Genomic DNA, 14,442 nt, shown 5'->3' with positions numbered 1-14,442 from the left:
CCCCCATAAACGCCGCGCGCAACGCGCTACTCGTTCAGCACCTCGGCGATGGGCCTGCTCATGTCCCATTGGCGCCGGTCGAGCCCGGCCGGACGCACTTCCCCGGGCAGACGCACCACCACGCGCACGCCGGTCAGCCCCGCCGCGTCCAGCGGGGCGGCGACCAGCCGGGCGACCGCCTTGCGCGCGGCGGCCTGCGCTCGTCCGACATTTTCGGGTGCAGCGGCCGTTGCGCCCGCCGCGGCGGCAAGGTTGGCGGCGACCCGCTGCTGCATCGCGACGCCCGACTGGCGCGAGATGTAGAGCCCCGCCTGCGCGGTCCGCGCCTGCGCCAGGTCGACCGCGGGCGTGCCGACGACGACATCCGGGATCGTCACCGTCATCACCCTCGCCCGCGAGTTCCAGCGATAGCCGGCGCGGGTCAGGCGGCGCAGGTCGACCTGATAGCCGACGCTGTACGGCGCGCGGGTGACCTGGACGTTGCCGAACACGCCGAAGCCGCTGCGGCCGTCGACCCGCGTCACCGCCTCGCCGGACAGCCGCGCCACCTCCAGCACACCAGTGCGCTCGAAGGTAGCGGACAGCGTCCGCGACGCCGCCAGCCCCGCATCCCACTCCGCGCGATCGGCGCGGCGCTGCTGCCGCCAGAACGCCGCCGCCAGCAGCAGCGCCAGCAGCGCGATCAGCGTCAGCCTCTTCGCCACAGCCCTTCATCCGCTTGCGCCACCAGGCCGCGGTGAACGAGATCGATCACATGCGCGAGCACCGACCGCTCGGCGGCGGGAAGGAGACGCGGGTCGAGGCCGCCATACATTCGCGCCGTCATCGCGGGGATCGTGTGCGCGCCGCCGTCGAGCAGGCGCAGGATCTGCCCCTCACGCTGCTTGCGGTGGCCGAGCAACCCACGCACCAGCCGCCGCGGATTGTCGATCTGGTCGCCGTGCCCGGGATAGTAAACCCGGTCATGGCGGCCCATCAGCTTCTCCAGGCTCGCCATATAGGCGGTCATGTCGCCGTCGGGCGGCGAAACCACGGTGGTCGACCAGCCCATGACGTGATCGCCCGCGAACAGTGCTTCCGTTTCGGCCAGTGCAAAGGCGAGATGATTGGAGGTGTGCCCCGGCGTCGCCACCGCCGTCAGCGTCCAGCCCTCCCCCGTCACCGTCTCGCCGTCCGCCAGCACCCGGTCGGGGCGGTAGTCCCGGTCGAACGCGGCGTCGGCTCTCGGTCCGTCATCGGCGACGAAGGCCGGCGCGGCGCCGACGATCGGCGCGCCGGTCGCCCCCTGCAGCAGCCGGCTCGCCGGACTGTGATCGCGGTGGTGGTGCGTCACGACGATCGCGCTCACCGGCCGCCCGCCGATCGCCGCGATCAGCGCGTCGAGATGGGCAGGATCGTCCGGGCCGGGATCGATCACTGCGAGGTCGGTGGTGCCGACCAGATGCGTTTGCGTGCCGGTATAGGTGAAGGGCGACGGGTTGGGCGCAAGGATGCGGGTCACCAGCGTATCGAGCTGGACGGGGACGCCGGTGGGACCCTCTGGCATGCTACGCGAGATGGCGGTTGGCGCGGCGAATGGCAACGCCCGCCATCCGCCGCGCCCGCCGGTCGGGGTCAGGGTCGACCGGGTTCGTCAATTGTGATCACTGCGCAGCTCCGCCAATGCTTCATCCAGCCCGGCGAGCGCTTCGCGCTTCTGCTCGGCCGTCAGGTTGCGGTCCGCCTCGATCGAGACGCGGGCGCGTTCGACTCCGGCAAGCGCACTGGCACGGGCCTGGCGTTCGATGGTATCGGCATTGGCGGCCAGCTCGGCTCCTTCGCGCGCCTGGCGCTCGACCCGATTGCGGCAGATCACGATGCGCTGACGGCCGCGATGCTCGCTCGTCTCGACCATCGGTCCGGCGTCGCGGCAGTTGGCTGAGGAGACCTCCGGGATCGGCGGTATCGGCGGCAGCGGCGGCAGCGGCGCAACCGCATCCGGTGCGGCGGGCGGCATCGGCGCGGGATGGGCGCGAAGGTAGGCGTCGGCTTCGGCGCCCTCGTAACGGTGCGTCGTGCCGTCATCGTCACGGATCACGACGCGGCTACGGGCCTGCCCGTCGGGTCCCCCAACCGTGGCCGGCTGGGGCGGTGGCGTCATGGCCGGGTGCGCCGCGATATAGGCGTCGGCTTCCGCCCCCTCATAGCTGTGCGTCACACCGTTTTCGACGACCACGACGCGGCGTGTGCGGCGCGCGCCGTCGACCGGCGTCGGCGGCGCCGCCGCGGCCGGTTGCGCCTGCACCAGCGCGGCCGGGGCAACGGCGGCGATCGGCGTCTTGAGGGACGTGCTGATCCGTTCGGCGGCACTGCTGGATGCGGTCAGCCCGAGTCCGGCGGCACCCAGCAGGGTTACGGCAGCGGCGCCGGTCGCAAGACGACGGCGTGACGCCTGGCTGGTGGTCAGCATCTTCAGTCTCCCCTTGAGGTCAGTGACGGTATGGAGGTGGCAGGCCGCCGAGATTGCGCTTCCATGCGCCGCCTTGACGATCGCGCGGCCATAGGCGTGACGCGCGTCGGGAGCGCAGCCGGCCAGGACGCGCGCGTCGTTGGCCAGTTCCTGGTCGGCGCGGAACGCGCGGAACGCACGCCAGGCGAGTGGCGAGAACCAGTGCAGCGCCAGGACCGCGAGCGCCGCCCAGTTGGCGAGCAGATCGCGCCGGGCGTGGTGGCCCAGCTCGTGCGCCAGCGCGAGCGCGCGCTCGTCCGCATCGTAGCGGTCAGCGAAATCGCGCGGGAAAGCGACGTAGCGCTGCCAGATCCCGAAGGCGAGCGGCCCGGGCGCGGCGGCGCTGGCGATCACGCGGATGTCGCCATGCTGCCCGATCGGGGCCGCACCGCGCACGACGGCGCGGCAGAAGCGCAGATGGCGTAGCAGGTGCCAACCGAGGAACAGCGCCACCCCAGCCGCCCAGACGGCGGCGACCAGCAGCCCGACCGATGGCCCGCTCGCCGCCCGCATCGGCGCGGCGACATAGACCACGATCGTTTCCCCCGCGCGCGTGATCGGCGCGGCGGCTTCGCTGTGCCACCAGCCCGCGGGCAGCGGTGGCAGCAGCAGGCGCAGCGCGGGCAACGCCCAGAGCGCATAGGAGACGCGGGGGCCAAAGGCATGCCGGACCGGCCCGCGCGCCAGCAGCACCGCGCCGAGCAGCAGCGTGGACGCGATCAGTGCATCGAGCGCCCGGCCCGCCAGACCGACGGCGCTCACGCCTTTAACTCCCGAAGCAGCGCCTCGATCTCGGCAACGTCGTCGGCGGTCAGCTGATCGCGCTCGGCGAGATGCGCGACGAGCGGGGTCAGCTTGCCGCCGAACAGCCGGTCGATCAGCCGCCGCGACTCGCCCGCGACATAATCGTCGCGGCGGATCAGCGGCCGATAGAGATAGCGCCGGCCGTCCTCCTCATGCCCGATCGCGGCCTTGGCAAGCAGGCGGCCAAGCAGCGTCTTGACGGTGTTGGCGCTCCAGCCCCGTGCCGGGTCGACGCGCTCGGCGACATCCTGCGCGGTCAGCGGCGCTTCGTCCCACAGCACCTCCATGACCGCATGTTCGGCATCGCTGATCCGTTCGGCCACGACTCGCTCCCGCTTTGACTACGGCTGTAGTCGCATCGTTTACGGCTGTGGTCAAGTCGGATGCGTCAGCCGACGCGAAGCGGCGACATCAGTCCCGATGTGTGTCGAAAACGCTTACACCTGCCGCGCCCCCGGCAAGGTCATTTACCATTACACCCACGGAGATTGCGCGATCCCGTACCCTTGGCATGCCGTATGCATCACTATCGTCACCGATGCGCATGAACCGCGCTTCAGCAGGGTGGACCGGCCGCTTCCGCGATCTCGCGCCGGTCCACCCGCACCCGGTCAGCTAATGGACGCCGCGTTGACAGGCTGCAGCAGCTCGGCCAGTTCCCCGCTCTCGTACATCTCCATCATGATGTCGGAGCCGCCGACGAACTCGCCGTTGACGTAGAGCTGCGGGATGGTCGGCCAGTCGGAATAGGCCTTGATTCCCTGCCGCACGCCCTGGTCCTGCAGCACGTCGACGCTCTCGAACGCGACGTCGAGATGGTTGAGGATCGCGACGGCGCGGCTGGAGAAGCCGCATTGCGGAAAGAGCGGGCTGCCCTTCATGAAGAGAAGCACGGGGTTCGCCTTGACGAGGCCGTCGATGCGGGCCTGATCGGTGTCGGTCATGGGGTCAGCCTTTCGGGGCGGCGGTGGTGAGCTGAAGCGCGTGGAGGACACCGCCCATCCGGCCGCCCAGCGCGGCGTAGACGGCTTGGTGCTGCCGCACCCGGCTCAGCCCGGCAAAGGCGGCGGAGGTGACGCGCGCGGCATAATGGTCGCCGTCACCCGCCAGGTCGGTGATCTCAACCTCCGCATCGGGTAGGGCGGAGCGGATCATCGCAGCGATCTCGTCAGCGGCCATCGGCATGGCGGCTACTGCGCTTCCATCAGCTGGCGACGCGCCTCGACGGTATGCTCGTCGAGTGCGCGGCGGACGGTCTGCTCGTCGGTTTCGACTCCGGCCGCGATCAGGTCGCCCAGGAGCTTGCGGACGACGTCCTCGTCGCCCGCTTCCTCGAACTCGGCCTGAACCACCGCCTTGGAATAGCTGTCGGTTTCTTCGGGGGTCAGCTTCATCTGCTGCGCCGCCCAGCCACCGAGCAGCCGGTTGCGCCGCGCGGTCACCCGGAACGCCATCTCCTCGTCGCGCGCGAACTTGATCTCAAAGGCTTGCTCGCGGTCGTCGAAGGTCGTCACGGCGTTCTCCCCGGTGCGTGTCGGTCGCGAGATAAGGCCGGGCGGCCCAGGGTGCAACGGCGAGCACGACGCACGCGCCGCCGCCGGGGGTTGCGCCGCGCGCGGAAGCTGTCACCAGCTGCGGTCGAGGAGAAGTTCAATGATCAAGGCCGCCCTGCCCGTCGCCCTGCTGCTCGCCGCGCCCGCGCTTGCGCAGACCGGCGCAACGCCCCCCGCCCCCGCTCCAACCGCAGCGCCTGCTCAGCCGATGATGCCGCCGCCCGAGTTCATGACCGCAGCGCAGGCGTTCGGCCAATGTCTGAGCGGCAAGGTCGCCGCTGCGCCCGCGACCACGACGCCCGAGGCCGCGGCACATCAGGCGGTGACCGGCTGCACGGCCGAAAAGGCGACGCTGGCGGCTCGATTCGATAGCTGGGTGGCGAGTCCGTCCTTCCCCGCCGCGGGCCGGGCGCAGGCGCATCAGCAGTTCGACGGCCAGATGAATGACCTTGAGACGACGATCGCGGGTCAGATCCGGCAGGGCCGCAGCCAGGCGGGCGCGGCCACCGCACCCGCGCCTGCCCCCACGGCCGCGCCGGCGCACTGATGACCGGATCCTCTGCCGCGCGGACGGCGGAGGGTCAGCTGATCTCCACCACCAGCTTCCCGATCGCTCCGCGGTTCGCCATCTTGGCGATCGCGTTGCCGCCAAGCTCGAACGGGAAGATCTCGGTCACGCGCGGCGCGATCCTGTCCTCCGCCCAAAGGCGGAAGAGATGCTCGATATGGGCGCGGTTGGCATCGGGTGATCGCGCGGCGAAGGCGCCCCAGAACACGCCGCAGACGTCGCAGCTTTTGAGCAGGGTCAGGTTGAGCGGCAACCGCGAAATGCCCGCCGGAAAGCCGATCACGAGATAGCGACCCTCCCACCCGATCGAGCGAAGCGCCGGCTCGGCATAGTCGCCGCCGACTGGATCGTAGATGAGGTCGAAGCCGGCCTTCCCGCCCGCCGCCTTGAACTGTTCGGCCAGCGCTTTGGACTGGTCCTTGTCAAACGGCGCGCGGCCGTAGACTATCGTCTCGTCGGCGCCCGCCTCTCGCGCGGCCTGCGCCTTCTCGTCGGATGATACCGCCGCGACGACGCGCGCGCCGAACGCCTTGCCGAGCTCCACCGCCGCCAGCCCGACGCCGCCCGCCGCGCCCAGCACCAGCAGCTGCTCGCCTGCTTTCATGTGCCCGCGGTCGAGCAACGCGTGGATCGTCGTGCCATAGGTGAGAAGCAGCGACGCCCCCTCCGCGAAGCTGCGCCCCTCGGGCAGGCGGTGAAGCGCCGCCACGTTCATCGCGACGCGCTCCTGCAGCCCGGCCATGCTGACATTGCCCATGACGCGGTCGCCCGGCCGCCAGCCGGTGACGCCCTCCCCGACCGTCTCGATCAGGCCGGAAATCTCACCGCCGGGGGCGAAGGGACGCTGCGGCTTGAACTGGTATTTGTCCTCAATGACGAGAACGTCGGGATAGTTGATCGCGCACGCCCTGATCGCGACGACGACCTCGCCCGGCCCCGCCTGCGGGTCGGGCAGCTCGCCCATCTCCAGCGTGTCAGGTCCGCCCGGCGCCCTCGACAGCAATGCGCGCATGGTCACTCCTCGGCTGGGTCCAGGGGCGCTGCTCGCGCGTCGCCGCCTCGTAATCGGAAATCTGCCGGTCCCTTGCCAGCGTCAGCCCGACCTCGTCCAGCCCCTCCATCAGGCAGCGACGGCGGAACGGGTCGAGCGGAAAGGCGAAGCGGTCCTGGTACGCGGTGGTGACCGTCATCGTCTCCAGATCGACGGTGACCGGCTGGCCCTCCGCTGCGACGGCGAGTAGCCGGTCGATCGCCGCCTGCGGCAGCACGACGGGGATGATACCGTTCTTGACCGCATTGCCGGAGAAGATGTCGGAAAAGCTCGGCGCGATTACCGCCCGGACCCCCAGGTCGGCGAGCGCCCAGGCGGCATGCTCGCGGCTAGACCCGCAGCCGAAATTGTCGCCGGCGATCAGGATCGGCGCGCCGGCATAGGCGGGGTCATCGAAGATGTTGCCCGGCTGCGCGCGGACCGTCTCGAAGGCGCCCCGGCCGAGCCCGGCGCGGCTGATCGTCTTCAGCCAATGCGCGGGGATGATGACGTCGGTGTCGACGTTCTTCGCGCCCCATGGGTAGGCCGCGCCGCTGACGGTGGTGACTGGCTGCATGCATGCTCCGTCACCCGGCCTCGTGCCGGGGTCCATCTCTTCACCGGCACGCTCGCTCGCGGCACGGTGGATGCCGGGACAGGCCCAACATGACGATCAGTTCGCCACCTTCTCCGGCTTCACGTTCGCCGCCGCGACATAGGCCGCGACCCCGCTCAGCATCGCGCCCGCGACCAGCAGCGCCAGCACCTTTTTCATCTTCTCGCTCCCATCAACTCTCGTACGTCAGCCAGCCGTCCCGTCACCGCCGCCGCCGCCGCCATTGCGGGCGAGAGCAGGTGGGTGCGCGCGCCCGGGCCCTGGCGGCCGACGAAATTGCGGTTCGACGTCGATGCGCAGCGCTCGCCTGCCGGCACCTTGTCCGGGTTCATCGCCAGGCACATCGAGCAGCCCGGCTCGCGCCATTCGAACCCCGCTTCGGTGAAGATGCGGTCAAGCCCCTCGGCCTCCGCCTGACGCTTGACCAGTCCCGAGCCTGGCACGACCATCGCGCGCACGCCGTCCGCAACATGGCGGCCGGTCGCGACCGCGGCAGCGGCGCGCAGGTCCTCGATCCGGCTGTTGGTGCAGCTGCCGATGAAGACGTGCTGGACGGGGACGTCCTGCATCCGGGTGCCGGGCGTGAGGCCCATGTAATCGAGGCTCTTGCGCGCGGCGGCCTGCTTCGACGGATCGGCGAAGCTGTCGGGTTCCGGCACCGCGCCGGTGATCGCCACCACGTCCTCCGGGCTCGTCCCCCAGGTCAGGGCCGGGGCGATGACGCCCGCGTCGAGCCGCACCGCCTTGTCGTAGCGCGCGCCGGCATCGGTCGGCAGCGTCCGCCACCAGGCGACGGCGCGATCCCACTCCTCGTCCGCGGGGGCCATCGGCCTGCCCTGCAGATAGGCGAAGGTCGTATCGTCCGGCGCGATCAGCCCGGCACGCGCACCCGCCTCAATGCTCATGTTTGCGACGGTCAGCCGCCCCTCGACCGACAGCGCGCGGATCGCCTCGCCGGTGAACTCGATGACGTGCCCGGTCCCGCCCGCCGCGCTGATACGGCCGATGATCGCCAGGATGACGTCCTTGGCCGACACGCCAAAGCCGAGCGTGCCGTCGACGCGCACCTCCATCGTTTTCGCCTGCTGGAGCAGCAGCGTCTGCGTCGCGAGCACATGCTCGACCTCGGTGGTGCCGATCCCGAACGCCAGCGCGCCCAGCGCGCCGTGCGCAGACGTATGGCTGTCGCCGCAGACCAACGTCGTGCCGGGCAGCGTGAAGCCCAGCTCGGGGCCGACGACATGGACGATCCCCTGCTCGGGCGCGAGCGCGTCGATATAGGGGACGCCGAACGCGGCGACGTTGCTGCGCAGCGCGGCGAGCTGCGTCGCGCTGTCGGGGTCTGCGATCGGCAGCTCGCGTCCGGCGGCGTCGGTTCGCGGCGTGGTCGGAAGGTTGTGGTCGGGCACCGCCAGTGTCAGGTCGGGACGCCGCACGCGCCGGCCGGCAGCGCGCAGCCCCTCGAACGCCTGCGGGCTCGTCACCTCGTGGACGAGATGCCGGTCGATATAGATCAGGCAGGTGCCGTCATCGCGCCGCTCGACGACGTGCGCGTCCCAGATCTTCTCGTACAATGTGCGCGGCGCGGCCATGGCCCGGCGGCGTTAACCTAGATCGGCTGGTCCGCCAACGCCTTACCGCAGGTGCTGCCGCAGGAAGGCGATGCTGTCCGCCAGCACCGGCGCCTTGCCGCGGAACGGGACCGACAGCGCCATTGCCACATTCTCGTGACTCAACCCCGGATAGTCTCGATGGATCACGGGCGCCCCGAGCGATCGCAGCCGCGCCGTCAGATTGATCGCGTTGCGCGCCCTCACCTGTACGTCCTCACCCGCCGAGATCAACATCAGCGGCGGCGCGTCGGCCCTGGCGAACTGGATCGGCTGCGTCATCGCCGGCTCGCGGACGCCACGCATCGCCTCGACGGCGCGCCCGGTAAAGGGGTAGAAATCATACGGCCCGCACATCGGCACGCCGGCGCGGACGATCGCCGGATCGACCCCCTCAGCGCGCAGCCAGCGCCGGTCGAGCGCCAGCATCGCGACGATGTACGCGCCCGCCGAATGACCCGACAGCGCGACGCGGCCGGGATCGCCGCCATAGCGCGCGACATGGTCGCGGACCCAATGCACCGCCGCTGCACCGTCCTGCACAAAAGCGGGGAAGCGCACCTGCGGCACCTTGCGATAATCGGGCACGACGACGACGAAGCCCGCGCGTGCGAACGCTCGCGCCGCGAAATCATAGGCACGGCGATCGCCATGCACCCAGCCGCCGCCATAGAACCAGATCAGCACCGGCCGCGGCCCGGCGGCGGGCGCGTCGGGCGCCCAAATGTCGAGCGTCTGGCCGGTTGTCCCGAACGGCACGTCGTCCGCAACCAGCCGCACCCCGCGCCCGCCCCCCGCAATGCGGTCGGCCCAGCTCAGCAGCCGCGGCGGCTCGGTGTTCCAGGCGACGACACCCGCGACCACCAGCAGCGCGACCAAAAGGACCAGAGCGCGCTTCATCAACGGCCGTCGTACCGCGCGGTCGTCTTCGCCGCTATTTCATCCGCCGTCACGCCATCGGCCAGCTCGATCAGCCGGAAGGGGGACGCATGATCGTCGCGGCGGAACACCGCCAGGTCGGTGACGATCATATCGACGACGTTGCGCCCGGTCAGCGGCAGGGTGCAGGCGGGGATGAACTTGGGCTCGCCCGCCTTGGAATTATGCTCCATCACCACGATGATCTTCTTGACGCCCGCGACAAGATCCATCGCCCCGCCCATGCCCTTGATCATCTTGCCCGGGATCATCCAGTTGGCGATGTCGCCGCCTTCGCTGACCTCCATGGCGCCGAGTACGGTCAGGTCGATATGGCCGCCGCGGATCATCGCGAAGCTGTCCGACGAGCTGAAATAGGCTGACTGCGCCAGCTCGCTGATCGTCTGCTTGCCCGCGTTGATCAGGTCGGGGTCGACCTCATCCTCATAAGGGAACGGGCCGATGCCGAGCATCCCGTTCTCCGACTGCAATGTCACGGTCATGCCATCGGGGATGTTGTTGGCGACCAGCGTCGGTATGCCGATGCCAAGATTGACGTAATAGCCGTCGCGAAGCTCCTCTGCGGCGCGCGCCGCCATCTGATCGCGGGTCCAGGGCATGGATCAGGACTTTCCGGGTTGCGTATAGGTGATGAACTCGTCGTCGGCGGGCAGCGGCGGTGCGTCGCCGTCGGCCTCGCCGGCAAAACCCTGACGGATGCGGGCCTCCGCCTCCTCTATGCCGATGCCAGTCGCGCTGGCATAGGTCCGCGCGCCGTGCGTGACCGCCTCGTTCAAGGCGACACCGAACAGATACGGATCGGGGCCCAGCGGACGCGGGTTGACGAAGCAGGTGATCGGCCCGTCCTCGCTCGCCCAAAGACGCAGGAACTCGCGCGCGTCCTCGATCAGCTGCGCATGGGCGGTAAGGTCGATCGCAATCGGCCTGCGGACGGGACCGGTCATCGCGGCGCAGCCGCCCAGCGATGGTCGGTTGGAAAGACGTCGTCCGGCTCGCCGCGCAGCGCGGTGCCGTACACCGGGTTGGGCAACACGAACCAGCCCTTTCCCCACAGCCCCGCGGCCGAGCTGTGCTCCGCCAGCAGGCGGCGCTGGGCGACCGGCATGGGGGCGGCGAACAGGTCGGAGAAATCGCCCAGCTGGTCGCCCGCCAGCGCAAGGACGCAATAGCGTGCGGCGATCGCGGCGCGGCGCGCGTCCTTGGCCGATGGCGCGCCCGTGTCGCGGGTCCACAGCGTCTGGCCGAGAGTGAACTCGCCCAGCCCCGCTCCGCGCAGCGCGGCCGCCGTCTGCGCGGCGTGGGCGGTCGAGCGGTTGGTGTTGACGATCACCGTCACGCCAGCCTGACGGAGGTCGTCGAACGCGTGCTTCGCGCCCGGCACAGCGACGACCGCGCCGCCGCCGGTCCGCTCCCATGCCTGCCACCGCGCCTCTTCATAGGCACGGCCCGGATGCGCCGCCTCGTCCGCTTCGAACCCGAGATTGAGAATGACCGTCTCGTCGGCGTCGAACACCGCGGCGAGCGGCTTGTCGCCGCACGGCACGAAGGTGGCGTGGACCAGCGGCGATCCGGCGGCGAGGACGACGCCGTTCGCCGGCCGGTGCGCAGCCTTGTCGAGCGTGTAGGCGATCAGCGCGTGAAAGGCGGTGAGCTGGATCGCGGCCGCCTCACCCGAGCCGTACAGGAACTGGTAGGCGGGGGGTACGACCGTGGTGGGTAACGAGGCCGTGGCCGGCAACGCGGCAGGCGTCGTCGCGCAGGCAGAGAGGGCAAGCGCTGCGCCAAGCAAGCCCCTCCCCTTCAGGTGAGGAATTGGGGTGGGACGCTGCCCCAAGGCATTCGCCCGGTGGCCAGGCCCTACCCCCGGCCCCTCCGCCGAAGGGCAGGGGTGAAAGGTCGGAGCGCTCATGCTTCGTTCGCCGCCGCGCCCACTGGCTCGCGTGCGCGCACGGTGCGGAACTCGATTTTCTTGTCGTACGGCGCGCCGACGATCATCCGCTTCACATAGATGCCGGGCAGGTGGATCGCGTCGGGATCGAGGCTGCCGGTCGGCACCACCTCCTCCACCTCGGCGACGCACACCCGCCCCGCGGTCGCCATCGGCTGGTTGAAGTTGCGGGCGGTCTTACGGAACTGGAGGTTGCCGCTCTCGTCCGCGCGCCAGCCCTTGATGATGCTGAGGTCGGCGCGGATGCCGCGTTCGAGGATATAGTCCTCTCCGTCGAAGCTCTTCACTTCCTTGCCTTCGGCGACCAGCGTGCCGACACCCGTTTTGGTATAGAAGCCCGGGATGCCCGCCCCGCCCGCGCGGCAGCGCTCGGCGAGTGTTCCCTGCGGGCAGAACTCAACCTCCAGCTCGCCCGCCAGATACTGCCGCTCGAACTCCTTGTTCTCGCCGACATAGGAGGAGATCATCTTCGCGACCTGGCGGCTGCGCAGCAGCTTGCCAAGGCCTTCATTGTCGATCCCGGCATTGTTCGACGCGATCGTCAGCCCGGTCACCCCAGACGCCTGGATCGCGTCGATCAGCCTCTCCGGGATGCCGCACAAGCCGAACCCGCCGGCGCAGATCGTCATGCCGTCGCGAAGCAGGCCGTCGAGCGCCGCGGCGGCGTCGGGATAAAGCTTGTTCATGGCCCGACGGCTTAGCGCGCGGAGACGCGCAAGCAAGCCTCAGATCGGCATCAGACCGCGGCGCGCCTCGCGGCCGCCGACGCTCGCCGCGACTAGCGGGACGCCGGCTGCGAGCAGCGCCTCGCGCTGGTCGGCGCGGCGAGTGGTCAGCATGATTTGCTCGATCCGGATCGTCTCGGCGAACACTGGCAGCGCCTGTACTCGCGCGAGCCACGCCGCCGTGGCCGGCCAGGCGTCGGGCGTCCAGCGCGCGAGCGCGGCGTTGCGGAAGAAGCTGGCGAAGGTGAAATCCGCCACCATCGGCGTGTCGCCGAACAGGAAGCCGTTGCGCGGCGCCTGCGGCTCCAGCCACGCCATCACCTCCGGCAGGTCGCGTTCGATCGCCTCCGCCACGCGCGCCTCGTCGATGGGCTGCTTGAACACCGCCGGGCCGATGATCCGGTTGAAGAACAGCTTCCAGATGATCGCGTCGCCCAGCCGGCTGTCGGCATATTCCTCCAGCCATCGCGCCCGCGCGCGGTCGGGGGGGTTCGCCGGATAGAGCGGCGCGCCGGGATAGGCTTCGTCCAGATACTCGCAGATCACGGTCGAATCGTTCACCACCAGCGCGCCGTCGATCAGCACCGGGATTCGCCGCAACGGGCTCAGCCGCGCGAAGGCGTCATTGCCGAAGAACGGCGTGATGGGGTCGCATTCATAGTCAAGGCCTTTGGTCGCAAGCGCCAGATAGACCTTGCGCGCATAGGGCGAGACGTGCGCCCCGATGACGCGGCGCGTGGTCATCCGCGCCGCCCGCGTGGGCGCCCACGCGCACCAAGCCGCCGCCAGCGGTAACGGACGTCGGGCTGTTTCTCCTCGTTATGCGCGCCGTCGGTGAACTCCTGCGCGACGAACCCCGCCGCCTCGTAGAAGCGCCGCGCCCGTGCGTTCGCCTGGAAAGTCCAGAGTTGCAGGTCAGGCCGCGCCGCTTTCGCAATCGTCAGCAGCGCGCGACCGATCCCTTCACCATGCCGTCCGGGCTCGACGTAGAGATGCTCGATCCAGTCGGCGTAGAGCGCCAGGTGGCCCAGCAGCGTGCCGCCGTCGAACGCCCCCCAGATCGGCCCCTCCTCGAACACCCGCTCGCGATAATAGGCGCTGTCCTCCTCCGGCGTGTGGAGCATCGGATAGCCGGGGATAAGCTTGCTCGCGCGCCGGTGCAGCGTTGCCGCCTGGTCGGTCTCGTCGTGCCGGAGACGCCTGAACTCAGCCATTGTACTGGAGCCGCAGGCCCGGTCGCGGCCACCGCCCCTTCACCAGCCGCCCCGAACCCGAACAAGTGACGTAGGCGTCGCGCATGTCCGCCCCGCCCCAGCAGATGTTGGTGGTGAAGACGTCGTCGGTCGGCACGAACTCGACCAGCTCCCCGGCGGGCGAGATCACGCTGATCCCGCTTTCGCCGATCGTCGCGACGCAGATGTTGCCCTCCGCCTCGACGCCGAGCGAGTCGAAATATTTGTACCCGGCGGGACGGTAGAGCGGGATGCCGGGCCCACCCGGTCCAGCCGTGCCGTCGACCTCGCCCGGCGCGACGACGTTGAACGCCATCAGGCGGCAGGTATAGGTCTCCGCTGCATAGAGCCGCCTGCCGTCGGGCGCCAAGCCGACACCATTGGGGTTCTCGCTCGGGAATATCACTTCCTTGAGCAGCGAGCCGTCGGCCCGTGCGTAGAACACGCCGGTGACGTCGCGCTCGCGCGGGCGCGTCTTGCCATGGTCGGTGAACCAGAAACCGCCGGCATCGTCGAACACGATGTCGTTCGGCCCGCGCAGCGAGCAGCCAAAGTCGCCGTCCTTGTAGAGCGTCTCGACCGCACCGGTCGCGAGGTCGATCCGCTCGATGCGGCCACCGGCATAGTCGTCGGCTTGGCCGTGAGGGGCAAGATAGCCGTTCGCCTCGACCCAATTGAAGCCGCCATTGTTGCAGCAATAGAGCTTGCCGTCTGGCCCGATCGCGAGGCCGTTGGGCCCGCCGCCGGGCTCCGCCACCGTCTCGGTGGCGCCGTCGGGCCGGACGCGGGTGATCCGGCCCGCTGCGATCTCGACGAGAACGACCGACCCGTCCGCCATCGCGACCGGCCCTTCCGGAAAGCGCAGGCCGGTGGCGACGGTGATCCATTCGACGGCGGCGATCGTGTCGGTCATGCGCTTCTCCGTCGTC

Annotated in this window: 19 protein-coding genes; 1 reads left to right on the top strand and 18 read right to left on the bottom strand. The window is 69.9% G+C overall.

What is annotated here, in order from left to right; all coding sequences use genetic code 11:
* Window positions 1-26: 26 nt before the first annotated feature.
* From ACP2AD_RS07080 to ACP2AD_RS07050, 7 genes are all read right to left on the bottom strand, one after another.
* Window positions 27-704 carry a hypothetical protein gene (locus ACP2AD_RS07080; protein ID WP_425229387.1) on the bottom strand — a complete coding sequence of 226 codons (678 nt, stop codon included), beginning with the start codon at window positions 702-704 and terminating at the stop codon, window positions 27-29.
* Window positions 689-1,546, bottom strand: coding sequence for an MBL fold metallo-hydrolase (locus tag ACP2AD_RS07075; RefSeq protein WP_425229386.1), 858 nt, complete (start codon window positions 1,544-1,546; stop codon window positions 689-691). The genes ACP2AD_RS07080 and ACP2AD_RS07075 overlap by 16 nt, the downstream gene beginning before the upstream one ends.
* Before the next feature lie 87 nt (window positions 1,547-1,633).
* Complete coding sequence (locus ACP2AD_RS07070; RefSeq protein WP_425229385.1) at window positions 1,634-3,250, bottom strand: M56 family metallopeptidase; 1,617 nt, start codon at window positions 3,248-3,250, stop codon at window positions 1,634-1,636.
* Window positions 3,247-3,615, bottom strand: a complete 369-nt coding sequence (locus tag ACP2AD_RS07065; protein WP_425229384.1) for a BlaI/MecI/CopY family transcriptional regulator — start codon at window positions 3,613-3,615, stop codon at window positions 3,247-3,249. The genes ACP2AD_RS07070 and ACP2AD_RS07065 overlap by 4 nt, the downstream gene beginning before the upstream one ends.
* A 288-nt stretch (window positions 3,616-3,903) precedes the next feature.
* A complete protein-coding gene (gene grxD, locus ACP2AD_RS07060) occupies window positions 3,904-4,236 on the bottom strand; it encodes a Grx4 family monothiol glutaredoxin (protein ID WP_425229383.1) in 333 nt (110 codons plus the stop codon).
* Between the two features lie 4 nt (window positions 4,237-4,240).
* Window positions 4,241-4,477 carry a BolA family protein gene (locus tag ACP2AD_RS07055; protein WP_425229382.1) on the bottom strand — a complete coding sequence of 79 codons (237 nt, stop codon included), beginning with the start codon at window positions 4,475-4,477 and terminating at the stop codon, window positions 4,241-4,243.
* 5 nt (window positions 4,478-4,482) lie between these two features.
* The gene (locus ACP2AD_RS07050; RefSeq protein WP_425229381.1) at window positions 4,483-4,806 is read right to left on the bottom strand and encodes a DUF1476 domain-containing protein; all 324 of its coding nucleotides are present in this window, start codon (window positions 4,804-4,806) and stop codon (window positions 4,483-4,485) included.
* A gap of 139 nt (window positions 4,807-4,945) precedes the next feature.
* Here ACP2AD_RS07050 and ACP2AD_RS07045 point away from each other — a divergent pair, with 139 nt between their 5' ends.
* Window positions 4,946-5,392 carry a hypothetical protein gene (locus tag ACP2AD_RS07045; RefSeq protein WP_425229380.1) on the top strand — a complete coding sequence of 149 codons (447 nt, stop codon included), beginning with the start codon at window positions 4,946-4,948 and terminating at the stop codon, window positions 5,390-5,392.
* 34 nt (window positions 5,393-5,426) lie between these two features.
* Here the strand turns inward: ACP2AD_RS07045 and ACP2AD_RS07040 are convergent, their stop codons facing one another.
* From ACP2AD_RS07040 to ACP2AD_RS06990, 11 genes are all read right to left on the bottom strand, one after another.
* The gene (locus ACP2AD_RS07040) at window positions 5,427-6,425 is read right to left on the bottom strand and encodes an NADPH:quinone oxidoreductase family protein (RefSeq protein ID WP_425229379.1); all 999 of its coding nucleotides are present in this window, start codon (window positions 6,423-6,425) and stop codon (window positions 5,427-5,429) included.
* Window positions 6,388-7,020 carry a 3-isopropylmalate dehydratase small subunit gene (gene leuD, locus ACP2AD_RS07035; protein ID WP_425229378.1) on the bottom strand — a complete coding sequence of 211 codons (633 nt, stop codon included), beginning with the start codon at window positions 7,018-7,020 and terminating at the stop codon, window positions 6,388-6,390. The genes ACP2AD_RS07040 and leuD overlap by 38 nt, the downstream gene beginning before the upstream one ends.
* A gap of 194 nt (window positions 7,021-7,214) precedes the next feature.
* The gene (gene leuC, locus ACP2AD_RS07030) at window positions 7,215-8,651 is read right to left on the bottom strand and encodes a 3-isopropylmalate dehydratase large subunit (RefSeq protein ID WP_425229377.1); all 1,437 of its coding nucleotides are present in this window, start codon (window positions 8,649-8,651) and stop codon (window positions 7,215-7,217) included.
* Window positions 8,652-8,693: 42 nt separating this feature from the next.
* On the bottom strand, window positions 8,694-9,569 hold the full coding sequence (locus tag ACP2AD_RS07025; RefSeq protein ID WP_425229376.1) for an alpha/beta hydrolase: 876 nt from the start codon (window positions 9,567-9,569) through the stop codon (window positions 8,694-8,696).
* The gene (locus tag ACP2AD_RS07020) at window positions 9,569-10,207 is read right to left on the bottom strand and encodes a CoA transferase subunit B (RefSeq protein WP_425229375.1); all 639 of its coding nucleotides are present in this window, start codon (window positions 10,205-10,207) and stop codon (window positions 9,569-9,571) included. Before ACP2AD_RS07020 ends, ACP2AD_RS07025 begins: the two co-directional genes overlap by 1 nt.
* Before the next feature lie 3 nt (window positions 10,208-10,210).
* Window positions 10,211-10,552: a DUF5076 domain-containing protein gene (locus ACP2AD_RS07015; RefSeq protein ID WP_425229374.1), complete on the bottom strand. Its 342-nt coding sequence runs from the start codon at window positions 10,550-10,552 to the stop codon at window positions 10,211-10,213.
* On the bottom strand, window positions 10,549-11,346 hold the full coding sequence (locus tag ACP2AD_RS07010; RefSeq protein ID WP_425229373.1) for an HAD family acid phosphatase: 798 nt from the start codon (window positions 11,344-11,346) through the stop codon (window positions 10,549-10,551). Before ACP2AD_RS07010 ends, ACP2AD_RS07015 begins: the two co-directional genes overlap by 4 nt.
* A gap of 167 nt (window positions 11,347-11,513) precedes the next feature.
* Window positions 11,514-12,242 (bottom strand): CoA transferase subunit A, encoded by a 729-nt coding sequence (locus ACP2AD_RS07005; RefSeq protein WP_425229372.1) that lies wholly within the window; start codon window positions 12,240-12,242, stop codon window positions 11,514-11,516.
* Between the two features lie 39 nt (window positions 12,243-12,281).
* Window positions 12,282-13,025: a glutathione S-transferase family protein gene (locus ACP2AD_RS07000; RefSeq protein ID WP_425229371.1), complete on the bottom strand. Its 744-nt coding sequence runs from the start codon at window positions 13,023-13,025 to the stop codon at window positions 12,282-12,284.
* On the bottom strand, window positions 13,022-13,495 hold the full coding sequence (locus ACP2AD_RS06995; RefSeq protein WP_425229370.1) for a GNAT family N-acetyltransferase: 474 nt from the start codon (window positions 13,493-13,495) through the stop codon (window positions 13,022-13,024). Before ACP2AD_RS06995 ends, ACP2AD_RS07000 begins: the two co-directional genes overlap by 4 nt.
* Entirely contained in the window at window positions 13,488-14,426 is a 939-nt protein-coding gene (locus ACP2AD_RS06990; protein WP_425229369.1) for an SMP-30/gluconolactonase/LRE family protein, read from the bottom strand. The genes ACP2AD_RS06995 and ACP2AD_RS06990 overlap by 8 nt, the downstream gene beginning before the upstream one ends.
* Window positions 14,427-14,442: the final 16 nt, after the last annotated feature.

Origin of the sequence: Sphingomonas sp. (genome assembly GCF_965248875.1) — a bacterium.
Lineage (GTDB): Bacteria > Pseudomonadota > Alphaproteobacteria > Sphingomonadales > Sphingomonadaceae > Sphingomonas.
This window is presented reverse-complemented; position numbering and strand designations above follow the sequence as displayed.

Excerpts from the sequence above, each read along its gene's own strand:
- ACP2AD_RS07075 (WP_425229386.1), bottom strand. The coding sequence starts at position 1,546 with ATGCCAGAGGGTCCCACCGGCGTCCCCGTCCAGCTCGATACGCTGGTG.
- grxD (WP_425229383.1), bottom strand. The coding sequence starts at position 4,236 with ATGACCGACACCGATCAGGCCCGCATCGACGGCCTCGTCAAGGCGAAC.
- ACP2AD_RS07055 (WP_425229382.1), bottom strand. The coding sequence starts at position 4,477 with ATGCCGATGGCCGCTGACGAGATCGCTGCGATGATCCGCTCCGCCCTA.
- ACP2AD_RS07045 (WP_425229380.1), top strand. The coding sequence starts at position 4,946 with ATGATCAAGGCCGCCCTGCCCGTCGCCCTGCTGCTCGCCGCGCCCGCG.
- ACP2AD_RS07040 (WP_425229379.1), bottom strand. The coding sequence starts at position 6,425 with ATGCGCGCATTGCTGTCGAGGGCGCCGGGCGGACCTGACACGCTGGAG.
- leuD (WP_425229378.1), bottom strand. The coding sequence starts at position 7,020 with ATGCAGCCAGTCACCACCGTCAGCGGCGCGGCCTACCCATGGGGCGCG.
- leuC (WP_425229377.1), bottom strand. The coding sequence starts at position 8,651 with ATGGCCGCGCCGCGCACATTGTACGAGAAGATCTGGGACGCGCACGTC.
- ACP2AD_RS07025 (WP_425229376.1), bottom strand. The coding sequence starts at position 9,569 with ATGAAGCGCGCTCTGGTCCTTTTGGTCGCGCTGCTGGTGGTCGCGGGT.
- ACP2AD_RS07020 (WP_425229375.1), bottom strand. The coding sequence starts at position 10,207 with ATGCCCTGGACCCGCGATCAGATGGCGGCGCGCGCCGCAGAGGAGCTT.
- ACP2AD_RS07015 (WP_425229374.1), bottom strand. The coding sequence starts at position 10,552 with ATGACCGGTCCCGTCCGCAGGCCGATTGCGATCGACCTTACCGCCCAT.
- ACP2AD_RS07005 (WP_425229372.1), bottom strand. The coding sequence starts at position 12,242 with ATGAACAAGCTTTATCCCGACGCCGCCGCGGCGCTCGACGGCCTGCTT.
- ACP2AD_RS07000 (WP_425229371.1), bottom strand. The coding sequence starts at position 13,025 with ATGACCACGCGCCGCGTCATCGGGGCGCACGTCTCGCCCTATGCGCGC.
- ACP2AD_RS06995 (WP_425229370.1), bottom strand. The coding sequence starts at position 13,495 with ATGGCTGAGTTCAGGCGTCTCCGGCACGACGAGACCGACCAGGCGGCA.
- ACP2AD_RS06990 (WP_425229369.1), bottom strand. The coding sequence starts at position 14,426 with ATGACCGACACGATCGCCGCCGTCGAATGGATCACCGTCGCCACCGGC.